This window comes from Phenylobacterium sp. (genome assembly GCF_004297125.1).
Classification (GTDB): Bacteria; Pseudomonadota; Alphaproteobacteria; order Caulobacterales; family Caulobacteraceae; genus Phenylobacterium.
The window spans coordinates 76,185-88,710 of sequence record NZ_SCVD01000039.1 but is presented as its reverse complement, the minus strand read 5'-3'; the positions used below and the strand labels follow the sequence as shown (position 1 = coordinate 88,710).

General features: G+C 70.1%; 10 protein-coding genes. 2 read left to right on the top strand and 8 right to left on the bottom strand.

Annotation, left to right across the window (positions count from 1 at the left end; genetic code table 11):
- From trbL to EPO51_RS25115, 8 genes are all read right to left on the bottom strand, one after another.
- Positions 1 to 1,341 (bottom strand): P-type conjugative transfer protein TrbL, encoded by a 1,341-nt coding sequence (gene trbL / locus EPO51_RS25150; protein ID WP_293356444.1) that lies wholly within the window; start codon positions 1,339 to 1,341, stop codon positions 1 to 3.
- A gap of 11 nt (positions 1,342 to 1,352) precedes the next feature.
- The gene (locus EPO51_RS25145; RefSeq protein ID WP_293356441.1) at positions 1,353 to 2,108 is read right to left on the bottom strand and encodes a TrbJ/VirB5 family protein; all 756 of its coding nucleotides are present in this window, start codon (positions 2,106 to 2,108) and stop codon (positions 1,353 to 1,355) included.
- Complete coding sequence (gene trbE, locus EPO51_RS25140; protein ID WP_293356438.1) at positions 2,074 to 4,500, bottom strand: conjugal transfer protein TrbE; 2,427 nt, start codon at positions 4,498 to 4,500, stop codon at positions 2,074 to 2,076. The genes EPO51_RS25145 and trbE overlap by 35 nt, the downstream gene beginning before the upstream one ends.
- A 7-nt stretch (positions 4,501 to 4,507) precedes the next feature.
- Positions 4,508 to 4,777, bottom strand: coding sequence for a VirB3 family type IV secretion system protein (locus EPO51_RS25135; protein WP_293356435.1), 270 nt, complete (start codon positions 4,775 to 4,777; stop codon positions 4,508 to 4,510).
- On the bottom strand, positions 4,777 to 5,097 hold the full coding sequence (locus EPO51_RS25130; RefSeq protein WP_293356432.1) for a TrbC/VirB2 family type IV secretion system protein: 321 nt from the start codon (positions 5,095 to 5,097) through the stop codon (positions 4,777 to 4,779). Before EPO51_RS25130 ends, EPO51_RS25135 begins: the two co-directional genes overlap by 1 nt.
- 255 nt (positions 5,098 to 5,352) lie before the next feature.
- Positions 5,353 to 6,306 (bottom strand): P-type conjugative transfer ATPase TrbB, encoded by a 954-nt coding sequence (gene trbB, locus EPO51_RS25125; RefSeq protein ID WP_293356429.1) that lies wholly within the window; start codon positions 6,304 to 6,306, stop codon positions 5,353 to 5,355.
- A complete protein-coding gene (locus EPO51_RS25120; RefSeq protein WP_293356426.1) occupies positions 6,303 to 6,755 on the bottom strand; it encodes a hypothetical protein in 453 nt (150 codons plus the stop codon). The genes trbB and EPO51_RS25120 overlap by 4 nt, the downstream gene beginning before the upstream one ends.
- Positions 6,742 to 8,526 (bottom strand): type IV secretory system conjugative DNA transfer family protein, encoded by a 1,785-nt coding sequence (locus tag EPO51_RS25115; RefSeq protein ID WP_293356423.1) that lies wholly within the window; start codon positions 8,524 to 8,526, stop codon positions 6,742 to 6,744. Before EPO51_RS25115 ends, EPO51_RS25120 begins: the two co-directional genes overlap by 14 nt.
- 548 nt (positions 8,527 to 9,074) lie before the next feature.
- Here EPO51_RS25115 and EPO51_RS25110 point away from each other — a divergent pair.
- Both EPO51_RS25110 and EPO51_RS25105 read left to right on the top strand, forming a co-directional pair.
- Complete coding sequence (locus tag EPO51_RS25110) at positions 9,075 to 9,416, top strand: hypothetical protein (RefSeq protein ID WP_293356420.1); 342 nt, start codon at positions 9,075 to 9,077, stop codon at positions 9,414 to 9,416.
- A gap of 399 nt (positions 9,417 to 9,815) precedes the next feature.
- Complete coding sequence (locus EPO51_RS25105; RefSeq protein ID WP_293356417.1) at positions 9,816 to 12,437, top strand: TonB-dependent receptor plug domain-containing protein; 2,622 nt, start codon at positions 9,816 to 9,818, stop codon at positions 12,435 to 12,437.
- The last annotated feature ends 89 nt before the right edge of the window (positions 12,438 to 12,526 follow it).

Genomic DNA, 12,526 nt, shown 5'->3' with positions numbered 1-12,526 from the left:
CTAAGGCTCCTCGTCCTTCAGCTGCGGGGCGAGCGCGCCCGACGTTTCGTTGCCGGGCAGCAGGGCGCGGCCCGCGTTGGCGACGAAGAAGGCCTGCAGCGCCGCGGCCCGGCCGGACCGTGCCGGACGGGCGGCGGGGCGGCGCTCGGCCTCCAGCGCCCGATGAAAATCCCGGCGGGCGGCTTCGCCCTCACCGGCGGTGGCCGCCGATGGCGCGGGCGGCACGCCCTCGTCCCGCGGTGCATCGGATGGGGGCGAACCGGAGCCCGGCGGCGTCCACCGCGCGGCGCTCTCACCCATGCCCGCAGGCGTCCCGCCCCCGCCGAAGCCCGGACCCGGCCCACGCGGCGGGTTGTCGTTGGACGGCCGGGGCGGGCCGGATCCCGGGGCGTTGGGTGGCCGGCCCTGGCTCGCCCCGGCCGCCGCGCGGCTGGGACCTGTGATACGCGCCGCCGCGGCGCCGAGCCCCGTGACGCCCGCGACCGCCGCTGCGGCAGCGCCGCCGACCGCCAGGGCGCCGGCCGCGGCCGAGCCGGCGGCAAGCGCCGGCCCGCCGGTGACGAGCGCCGAGGCGAGGTTCGGGATGAACAGCGCCAGCATCGCCAGCAGCAGGGAGGCCGCCAGGATCGCCAGCGCCTCGTAGAGGTCCGGATTGGCGGAGGGCTGCAGCTGATCGAACACCGACCGCGCGCCGGACACCACGATGGCCAGCGCCAGGACCTTGAGGCCCGAGGAGACCACGAAGCCCAGCGGCCGTTCGGCGAGGAAGGACGACTTCGACCAGATCCCGAACGGCAGCAGCACGAAGCCGCCGAGGGTCACGATCTTGAACTCGAGCAGGGTGACGATGATCTGCAGCGCCAGCACCGCGAAGGCGAGCATGATGCCGATCATCGCCAGGCCCAGGATCAGCGCGTCGGTCAGATTGCCCGCAACGTCGAGGGGGTTGTTGATCGGGGCTGGCGTCTCGCCCAGCGCCTTCACGATCTCCCAGCCCTGCTGGAGGATGGCGCCGGGGTTCAGGAAGTCCGCGCGAGAGAGGCTGCCGCCGCCGGCCGTAATGCCAAGCTCGATGAAGCCGTCCCAAATCGTCTGCGAGAGCCCCTGCCAGTCATTGATGACGTAGGCGAAGGCGCCGATGAGCAGCACCTTGCTGAAGCCGGCAGCTAGCACTTCGCGGTTCGACGACAGCGCCCACTGGATGCCCGTCAGCGCAACCACGAGCGCGATCATCAGGCCGAACACGCCATTGACGGCCCCGTTGAGCGCATCGAACCCGGCGGAGATCGTGTTCGAGAACACGACCATCAGGTCGTTCGCAGTCTGTGGGGACGCAGCCATGCGCTCGGTCCTCAGCGACGAGAATGAGGGAGCGGATCAAAGTCCGGGTTCGCTGGGGCCGCGCCCTGGCGCCCCCAGAACTGCCGACGCGCCTCGGCCCCAGCGGCGCGCTCGGCCGCGCGGCGTGCGCTCTCCGCCGCCAGCAAGCGCGACTGCGCCATGAGCAGCGTGCGCATCGAGCCCAGGTCTTCGGCCAGGACGGCCAGCACCTGGGTGGAGGACTGGATCGCCGCGGTCTGGCCGTCGGCGCCCTGGCTGGCCGTCATCGCGCCGGCGAGACGGCCGTTGCGGCCGCGGCTCAGCCGCTCGAGCTCGGCCGCCGTGCGCGCCAGGTCCTGGGCGGTCTCGCGCGCCTGGGTGTTGCGCGCCGTGGATTGCTCGAGGGCGCGGCGCGGGTCGAGGCCGTCGACGGCCGTAGGGTAGATCTTCTCGAAGTCCCGCTGCAGGCCCTGGACGTCGCCGGCCACGCCCCGGACCGAGCGGGCCAGTTCGCCGATGTCGCGCAGCGTGTCGGAGGTCTCGGTGAGGTGGCTGTAGGGCGATTTCGCCAGCTGGCGGGCCTCGTTGGCCAGGCTGCGCGCCTCGTTGGCGAGGCTCTCCAACTGGCGCGCCGCCTGCAGCGCGTTCTCCAGGTGGTTCTTGGGGTCGAAGACCACCTGCTGGGCCTGGGCCGGCTTCGGCTCGGAACAGGCGGCCAGTCCCAGGACGAGCGGGACGAGCGCCGCCGCCCAGCTATTCCGCGGCGAGCGGCGGCTCGGCGAGCGCATCGAAGAGCGAATCCACATGGTTGAACCCCTTGGCTGCGAGGAAGGCGCGCACGAACCCCTCCGGTCCGGCACGGGCGAGAACCTGGTCGATGAGCGCCTGGTCGTCGGGCGAGGACGCGCCGCAGAGGGCGAGCCCGACGCCGGAGAGCTTCAGGTCGAAGAGCCTCCGCCCCTGGGGCTGGCGCCAATAGTAGGCGCGCTTGGGCGTGGCGAAGGCGATGAGCTCAAGCTGGCGGCGGTTCAGGCCGAAGCCCTGATAGAGCGGCGCCGAGGCGGGCTCGAGCGCCCGCGGGTTGGGCAGGAAGACCTGGGTCGGACAGGACTCGATCAGGCTGGCGGCGATCGAGGAGGCAGCGACGTCCTCCAGGGATTGCGTCGCGAACACCACGGCCACGCGCCTCTTGCGCAGCGTCTTCAGCCACTCACGGATCTTCGCCGCGAATGCCGTGTCGTCCAGGAACAGCCAGGCCTCATCGAGCACAAGCAGCGTGGGGCGGCCGTCGAAGCCGCGTTCGAGTTCGTGGAAGAGCGCGGCGAGCACGGGGGCCAGCGCCGAGCGCGTCGCCATCAAGGTCTCGAGTTCGAAGGTGTCGAAGCGGGTCTCGTGCAAGGCGGTCCCGGCGCCGTCCAGCAGGCTGCCGTGCGGACCCTTCAGGGTCAGCGGCTCAAGGGCCGCGGCGACGGCCCGGTCCTGCACCAACGCGCAGAACACGGTCATCGAGCGCTGTTCAACGGGCGCATCGGCCAGGACGCCCAGCGCGCTCCAGACCTCCTCGCGCAGCCGCGGCGTAATCTCCACGCCGGCCTTGGCCGTCGCGTCCTCGATCCACTCTGCCGCCCAGGCGCGCTCCGCCGGCTGGTCCACGCGGGCGAGCGGCTGCAAGGCGACCTCCGCACCCGGTTCGAGCGCCCGCCAGGCGCCGCCGCAGGCCAGGGTGGCGGCCCGCGCGCTACGGCCCTTGTCGAGGAAGACGACGCGGGCGTCGGGATATCGGAACCACTGCAGCGCCAGGAAGGACAGCAGGGCGCTCTTGCCGGCTCCCGTGGGGCCGACGACCATGGCGTGGCCGACGTCGCCGACGTGCAGGACCAGCCGGAACGGCGTCGAACCCGTGGTCCGCGCCACCGCCAGCGGCGGGCCGCCCAGGCAGGCGTCGCGCACGAGTCCGGCCCAGACGGCCGACACCGGCAGGAGGTCGGCCAGGTTCAGGGTGCTGACGAGGGGGCGGCGGACATCGGCATAGGGCTCGCCCGGCAGCGAGCCCAGCCAGGCGTCCACCGCATTGAGGTCCTCGGTGCGCGCCACCAGGCCCTGGGCGTTCAGCGCCATCTCCACCGCACGCGCCTTCGCCGCGGCGTGCTCCGGATCGCCGTCGAGGATGGTGACCGTCAGCGTCAGGTAGCCGAAGGCGCAGGCCTCGGCGCCGAGCGCCGCCAGCGCGCCATCGCACTCCTCGGTCTTGCCGGCCGCGTCGGTGTCGAGGAGCGGGACCTCTTCCTTGGTGATCGCTTCGCGCAGCAGGACGCCGACGCCCTTGCGCTTGGCGAACCAGCGCTTGCGCAACCGCGTGATCTCCCGCTCGCCGTCGGCCTTGTCCAAGCCGATCCAGCGGGCGGTCCAACGGTACTCGAACGGCAGGGAAGAGAGCGCATCCAGCAGGCCCGGCCGCGTGGCGGCCGGCAGGGTGCGCACGGAGACCACCTTCAGCCACTGGGCGCCCAGTCGCGGACTGACGCCTCCGGTCAGAGGTTCATCGGCCAACACCGCGTCGAGGAACGCCGGGGTATCCAGCGGCATGATCGGATGGCTTCGGGTGGAGGCGCAGGCATGCAGCCAGGTGAGGAGCGCGCCGTCGGCCAGGCGCTCGGCCTGCGGCAGGGTGTCGGCGATCAGGTCCAGGATGGCGTCGGCTTCGCGCTGGAACGCTTCCAGCGCCGCGCGCCAGTCGCGGTCGCCCCGGGCCAGGCCGTCGAACATCACGCGCGCGATGCGCCGCGTGTCGTCGGCCGGCGGCAGCCAGGTCAGACCCAGGCGGAAGTCGGTCTCGAACGCCGGCTCGGCGGTCTCGAAGACCGCGCGGCGCTCGGCGTCGAGGAGCCAGGCCGCGGCCACTGGCGGCTCGCTGTCGGGGTATGGGTCGGCCGGGCGGCGGCGGGCCTCGACGTGCAGGCACCAGCCGGTGCCTAGGCGCTTCAGGGCGTTGTTGAGCCGTGCGCGGACCGCCATCAGCTCGTCTTCCGTGGAGGACTCCAGGTCGGGCCCCCGGAAGCTCATGGCGGTCAGGAACGAGCCGTCCTTGTTCAAGACCACCCCTGGGGCGACCAGCGCCGCCCAAGGCAGGTGGTCGGCGAGGCTGGCAGGTCGGCGGCGGGCTTCGTCGAGGAAACGCATGGCGGCCTCACGCGTCCAGGTGGCCGGCCCGCCCCAGATGGCGGCGCAGGACGTCGAAGAAGCGCTTGTCGGTGCGGGCCACGTAGAGCCCCAGCGCATGGGCCGCGGCCCACCAGAGCAGGCCCAGCCACCAGATGCGCAGCGCCAGTCCCAGGACCAGCGCCACCGTGCCCATGACGATCGCGTAGTCACGCGGCATGCCGGCCAGCAACACGGGCTCGGCGAGCCCCTGAGCCACCGGCACGTCCCAGCCTTCCCGATGGAGCGCGTCCGACATCACCCGATCTCCGCGCCGCCGGCGAAGCCGAAGAAGTCCAGGAAGAAGGTCGAGGCGGCGAAGGCGATCGACAGGCCGAAGAGGATGCCGAGGCCGCGGCGCATGCCCGACCCGCTCTCGCTCATAGCGATCCCGGCGCCGAAGATGACCACCGCCACCACCGCGGCGGCCTGGACCACCGGTCCGGTGACCGACTCGACGATCTGCTGCAGCGGCCCTTCCCAGGGCATGCCGGCGCCACCCGCCAGAGCCGGACCCGCGATCGCCAGGCCGCAAGCCGCCGTCGCGACCGAAAGGCCGCGTGAGAATATCTTGCGCATTCGTGCAATCCTCAGCGCGTTGTCGCGCTATAGTTGCAATCCAAGCGCATCTGAATTGGAGTTGTCAACAGGGTTGTGGAAGACAATATCCGAACGTCTTGAACAACTTAGTCACATGTTTTGCGTAACTTTCCGGCACGTCTCGATGAGTTGCTGCCACGTCTTTGACGACTTGCGCCGACAGGCGAGAAATTGGCAAATGGCGCGCGCCGGATGCTTTGCCGCCTCTTCCACAACCTTTGGTCTGTTCGGGGCCTAAGTCGCGCCACAAAGCACGTAGCCCGTGGCGTCCAGGCCTCTGAGCTCCAGCACGGCCTCGACGGATCGACCTGTCCGGGTTCGAGCGATGTGCACGAGGATGTCCACGGCCTGAGCGACCATCCGCGGCGACGGCGAGGCCACCACTTCCTGCAGCAGGTCTTCGAGGCGGCTCAGGGCCTCGCGGGCCGAATTCGCATGGATCGTCGAGACCCCGCCGGGGTGGCCGGTATTCCAGGCCTTGAGGGTTTCCAGAGCGGCGGACCCCTCGCGCATTTCCCCGACCACGATGCGGTCGGGCCGCATGCGCAACGCATCGCGCACGAGGTCCGCGACGGAGATGGGTTTGGGATGGCGGCGCGTGAGAACCCCCACGAGGTCCCAGGCCGAACACTGAAGTTCCGGCGTGTCCTCGATCACGAACACCCGGTCTGCGGCAAACGCCGGCTCAGCCAGGATCGCGTTGGCAAGCGTCGTCTTGCCCGAACCGGCGCCGCCCGAGATGAGGATGTTGCGGCGCTCGCGGACAGCCGCCCTGAGGAGGTTGGCCTGGGCCTCGGACAGGACGCCGGTCTCGACGTAGTCCTGCAGCGACCACACCATGGCCGGCCGCTTGCGGATCGAAAAGGCAGGCTGGGCGCAGACCGGCGGCAGAAAACCCTGGAACCGCTCGCCGGAGGGGAGCACGCCGGACAACCGGGGGTCCTCGCGGGTGATTGGCTCGGCGACATAGTCGGCCACCAGTCGGATGACCCGCTCACGGGCCTGGGCGGTGAGCGCGGCGCCCGCGTCCACGCGCCCAGCGCCCAGGCGGTCGATGACGAGGCGGCCATCGGGGTTGGCGAGCACCTCCACCACTGACGGGTCGGCCAGCGCCCGCAGCACCACATCGCCCAGGGCATGATCCAGCGCCTCGCGCCGACGGGCCTGGGCCAGCGCCTCCGCGGTCATTCGGCGGCCGTGGAGAACGACCGTGGCTCGGCGGCGGTCGCCTCGTCCGTCGTGCGCGTTCCGCCGGCCACGATCCGCGCCGCGGCGGCGTCCAGCAGGCGCCCGATGCGGGCCTCGACCGCGGCCCGCAGCAGTGGGTCCTGGTCCGCCGCCGTGTCGGGCAGGCGCGCGAAGAACGCGCGCGCGAACTCCACCAGCAGTTCCTGGACGATGGTCATGTCGCGGGCGGTGGCGCGCATGTGATCACGAAGCGCGCGATCGAGCGCCAGCAGCCGGTCCTCGGGGTCCGCGGCCGGACGGCGCTGCAGGCCTCGCGAAATGGCCTGCTCGGCGGCGCGGCTCAGCGTCATCCGGTTCGCGCGCGCTTCCCGCCGCAAGGCGAGCTCGGTCTTCGGGTTCTCGAAATAGACCTGTACGCGCGGGGTGGGCTTCTCGTCAGCTCTGGCCACGGCGGCCTCCCTGCAGATGATCCAGGACCGCGTCCTGCGCCGCCAGATCCTCGGCTGCCTTCTGGTAGATTTCCGCGACCCGGGCCGCCGCCTTGCGGTCGTCCATGGCGGCCACGGCCTCCTTGAAACGGGGCAGTGCGGCATTGGCGTCCTCGCCCAGGGCGCGGCGGCCGGCCCAAGGGTGTGTCGGGCGGCCTGGCGCGTCGATCCCCCCGGTCGGCGCGACGATCGCGGCGCGACGGCGGAAGGGTTCGCGCGCGTCGTAGCGAACCTTGCGGGTGCGCAGTGGCTTCTGGCCCGCCACAAAGACGAGCTGCTCGTCGTCCGGAAGGGCGCGGATCTCGCCGGGTTCCAGGAGCGGTCGCTCCACCTCGGAGCGCGAGACGGAGCTGCGTCCCGCGCCGAGGCCGGCCGGGCCGCTGCGGCTGGTCCGGGTCTCCGCGATCGTCCCGGTGAGACGTGAGACCTTGTCTTGCGTCAGGGGATCGAGCGCCGCAAACGAGGTGTAGACGAAGCAGTTGTCGAGGATGGTGTTGTTGGGTCCGTAGGTCTCGACGATGTCGTTGAGGCTCTGGGCCACAAACATGGTCTTTAACCCATAGCCGCTCATCAGCCGCAGGCTCTTCTCGAAGAACTCGACGCGGCCCAGCAGCGGGAACTCGTCCATGGCCATCAGCAGCTTGTGGCGCTTGGCGCGGCCCGAAGCGTCGGTCCCCTCGTGGGCCGTCAGCGACTGGGCGGCGGCATAGAACAGCAGCCGCACCAGCGGCTTCAGTGCGGCAGCGTCCGCCGGCGCAAGCTGGACATAGAGGCTGACCGGAGCGTCCGCGCACATGAGGTCTCCCACCGTGAAGTCCGACGCCGACAGCGCGCGCTCAACGTCGTCGCCGGCAAGCCACTTCAGGTAGGATCGGGCCGTGCCCTGCACCGAGGTCCGGAATCGGTCGTGCATGGCGGCGTAGCCTTTCACGGCGGTGCGGATGAAGGGGTGGGTCTGCGGCTCGCCGTCCGCATCCCGGACGTGCTGGGTCCGCAGCATGACCTCGGCCGCTTCGTCGAGATCGGCGAGCAGCTCGCGGACCTTCAGCAAGGTCTTGGCCGTGTCCTCCGCCGCGTAGAGGACGTGGAGGATCACCGCCTCGAGGATCTCGGACGCGGACTTGTCCCAGATGGCCTCCTCGTCGCGGACACCGCCGGGATCGGACAGGATCGCCACGAGGCGCTGCACCTGAGCGAGCTCGGCGGCGCCGGGCTGGATCTCAGCCAGCGGATTCCATCGCGCCGACTGCAGATCGCGGGGGTTGAACCGAAGCACGTGCGAGAAGCCGGCGCGCCATCCGGCCGTGACGGTCCAAAGCTCGCCCTTGGGGTCGTGGACCATGACACTCTCGGACCAGCTGAGCAGGCTCGGGACGACGTGGCCTCTGCCCTTGCCGCTCCGCGTGCCGCCGGTGACCAGCGTCGGTCGCAGGTCCGCGGTGATCAGCACGCGTCCGCCGATTTCGCCGAGGACGCAGCCGGCCTTCGCGAACAGGCCCGCGCATCGCGCGTCGCCGCGTCCGCCCCAGCCTCGCGTCCGGCGGATCGACGCGCTCTGGCCGTCGAGAACCACGGCCAGGCCAAGCCCCCCAGCGACGGCGAGGAGGATGACCGAACCGGCGGAGGCGAAGACGCGCGGCGCTTCAGCGGCAAACTCACGCCGCCACACCAGGATGCGCCAGGGCGGATAGAGCGTCAGATCGGGTCCGGCCTGCACGCCGCGCCCAAGCATGGGCGACCATGCGAAGGTCCAACCCACGAACTGCGTTGCAGCCTGGAGTCCAAGCAGCAGTCCACCCGCGGCCGACACAATGCGAAGACCTACGCCCAACGAGGTTAGCCTCTCGCGATATTCACACCAAAAGAAGCGGTCCCGACCTCTAATGTTCCGCCGATAACAGTCGTTGATTTCTATTTTTGAATACTCAGAAGAAGAACCTCTAGTTGTCGGCAGAAAATCTGCCGGTTTGCGACGGCAGCAGCTTCAGATCGTGCCTCCGGCGATGGCAGGAGCAAGGCGCAAGGACGCCGGCGCGAAGCCGTGCGGCAGGAATTCCGCCATCTCCAAGTGACTGGACTACCGTCCCGCGCAAAGTGCGCGTGGACACGCTTGATCCCCCGCGCCACGCCGCTTACTCCACGATAAGTCGCGTTCGTGACAGGACAGTTGCTATGGTTGCGAAGGGCTTGGATGAGTTCGGCTATGCTGAGCTTGCCCCGCTTATCCTCAAGCCACTTCGCGTCATGCGCGGCGTGCGGTCTCCTGAGATGGCCGGGCGGATGGGCATCTCACCGCGGGCGTATCAGGACTTCGAGAACGGCCGCACCGGCCTGCTGCTCGCCCGCGTTCGCCTGTTCGCAGACATCCTTAAGCTCGACCACTTCGCGATCCTGGCGGCGTTCCACCTGGGCAAGCCCCGGATCGCCCACGTCTTCGCGCACAACAAGTTCATGCTCGTGCAGGCGAGCGCCGTCGATGAGTTCGACAACGAGATGCAGGACGCCGTCGCTGCCGTCGACCCGCTCACGGTGCTGGATGCTCACCTGCAGTTCTACGAGCAACTGGCCGAGGCCGGCCGGGCGCAGCTTCGCGCGGCCGATGGCAGGCGCCCGAAGGACTGACCGCGCGCCCTGTGGGTCGGCTCCGGACACCTACAAATCTTCCCGCTCGGGAAGATTGGTCCAATCGCTGCAGGACTCCCCCAGGGCCGCAGCGAACGCCCGGCAATGCGGAAGGCAACCTCCAGCCGCGGCACATGCTTCTCCGCCTCGTGGCGGACGATCTGGGAATCATGGCGGTCCGCTCGGCCAATCGGCTCTGGGTCCGCCGCTGCGAAGCAGCGGCACAGCCGGGAAGAGTCCCGTCGACCCGTCGCCGGACAGGCGGGGCGCCTCAATCCGAGATAACCCACATGCATAATGGTGCGGTCAATGCGCATTTGAAGTCAGCCCCCTGGCATGGTGCGCTCTCCCTCGGACGCCGGCTGCGACCGCTCGCGGGGCGTGAGGGGAGATGAAGACATGCGGGGAAAGCTGGAGCTCCGGACTACGGTGTCCTGCGCAGCCTTGGCGGCGATCGGGATGCTGGCGGCGCCGGGTTCGGCGTCGGCCCAGGCCGAGGCCGACACGTCCACGATCGGCGAGGTGGTGGTCACCGGCTCCCGCTTCGGGCCGCGGGTGGTTACGGACTCGCCCAGTCCCATCGACTCGGTCTCCAGCGAGGACCTCGCCAAGACCGGCGCCAGCGATCTCCAGGGGCAGATCAAGGTGACGGTGCCCAGCTTCAGCACGCCCCGGCCGACCGCGGCCGGCGCATTGGATTTCCTGACCCCGCCGACCCTGCGCGGGCTCTCCACCGGCCAGATCCTCATGCTAGTGAACAGCAAGCGGCGGCACACCAACGCCGAGCTGAACGCCAACCAACAGATCGGGCGCGGCGACGTCGCCTATGACTTCAACGCCATTCCCCAGCTCGCCATCTCCAGCGTCGAGGTGTTGCGCGACGGCGCCGCCGCGCAGTACGGGTCCGACGCCATCGCCGGCGTGATCAACCTGCAGCTCGACCGCAGCAAGGGGTTCGCAGCCCAGGGCCGCTACGGCGTCACCGACAAGGGCGATGGCCGCGACATCCAGGTCTCCGCCGCCCAGGGCTTCGCGTTCGGCGAGGACGGCGTGGTGCGTATCACCGCGGCCTACCAGGACCATGGCCACACCGACCGCGCGCGGCTCGACACCCGCCAGCAGTACTTCGGGACCAACGCCACCGGCGGTCTCGTGCTCCCGTCCGGAAACTTCGGCTCCGGCGTCGGGCTCACACCGGCGAACGGGACGCTCGACCCGCGGGAGGCCACCTTCGACCGCGACAACTGGTTGTATGGCGAACCGGACTACGAAAACGCCGCCGTGTTCTTCAACGCCGAGCTGCCGCTCTCGGCGGCAGTCACCGCCTATGCCTTCGGCGGCTACAACCGCCTGGACGGCGTCAGCTTCAACTTCATCCGCCGCCCCGGCCAGGACGAGACCGTCCGCTCGATCTTCCCCAACGGCTTCCGGCCGGAACAGCATACCCGGCTGGAGAACACCTCGTTCGCCACGGGCCTGAGAGGCGACGACCTCGCGGGCTTCGCATGGGACCTCTCCAGCGTCTACGGCGTCTCGGAGGACCGGCTGCGCGTCACGAACTCGGTCAACGCCTCGCTGGGCGCGGCGAGCCCGACCTCGGTGCTGCGCGGCGGCGCGAAGTTTCGCCAGTGGACCACCAACCTGGACGTGAGCCGCGCGTTCGACCTTGGCGGCGCCGGCCCGCTGCGCTTCGCGGCGGGCCTGGAGTACCGCAAGGAGTGGTATCGCCTGAAGGCCGGCGAGCCGGCCAGCTACGCCAACGGCGGCGTCCCGATCCTCGACGGCCCGAACGCCGGCCGGCCCGCCCCCGTGGGCATCCAGTCCGCGGTCGGGGTCTCGCCCTCCGATATCATCCCCGGCGAGCGCGACAGCAAGGCGATCTATGCGGAGGTCGAGAAGGACTTCGGCGATCGGCTGCAGCTCTCCGCCGCCCTGCGCTACGAGGACTATTCCGACTTCGGGACGACCACCAACTACAAGTTCGCCGGACGCTTCGAACTCGCCGACGGCCTCGCCCTTCGCGGCACCGTCGGTTCCGGCTTCCGGGCCCCGGCCCTCGCGCAGTCGTTCTACAGCCAGAGCGACTTCACCTTCGTCAACGGTCAGTTGCTGAAGGTGCGGATCGTGTCCGTCAACGATCCTGTGGCGCCGCTGATCGGGGCCAAGCCGCTGAAGCCCGAGAAGTCCGACAACCTGTCGGTCGGCTTGGTCTTCAACCGCGGCGGGCTCTCCGCGACGGTCGACGCCTACCGGATCAAGCTGAAGGACCGGATCGTCATCTCCTCGAACTTCCAGAGCACGGCGCTGACCAACTTCCTGGCGTCGCAGGGCTTCTCCGGCATCGCCGCGGCGAGCTACCTGACCAACGGCGTCGACACGACCACGAAGGGGGTCGATGTGACCCTGCGCTACCGCCACGACCTCGGCGACCTGGGCTCGCTCACCGCCACGCTCGCCGCCAACGTCACCGAGACCACCTTCGATCGGATCGACGGCGCGCCGCCGGAGATCGCCGCCTTCGGCATCACCGCGCCGCTCGTGGACCTCACCCAGCAGATCCGGCTCGCCAAGAGCACGCCGCAGGACAAGGAGACCGTCAACCTGACCTGGAAACGGGATCGCTGGACGGTCAACGCGACCGCCACCCGCTACGGCGAGGTGGAGCAGGTTTCGCTCACCAACCGCACGCCGGCCCAGGTCGCGGCCCTCATCCCGGGCTACACGGTGCGGCTCTCGCCGACCGCCCCGGGCTCGGCGAACCGCGACCTCGTGCAGACCTTCCGCGCCGACATCATCTTCGACCTCGATGTGAAGTTCGACGTCACCGAGCAGGCCAGCGTCACCGCCGGCGTCGCCAACCTGTTCGACAGGTACCCGGAGCACCAGATCGCCTCGACGGCGGCCAGCGTCGCGGCGGGCACGAACGGCGCCGACAACGCCGGCATCTTCCCCTTCGCCTACATCGCCCCCTACGGGGTGGGTGGCCGCTTCTACTACGTGAAGGCCGCCTACCGCTTCTAACGCCGGCGCGCGCCTCCCCCGCCCCGGTCCCCGGGCGCGCGGTCCGGTCGGGACGGCGCGCCCGTCCTCCTTGCCCGACGGATCCTCCG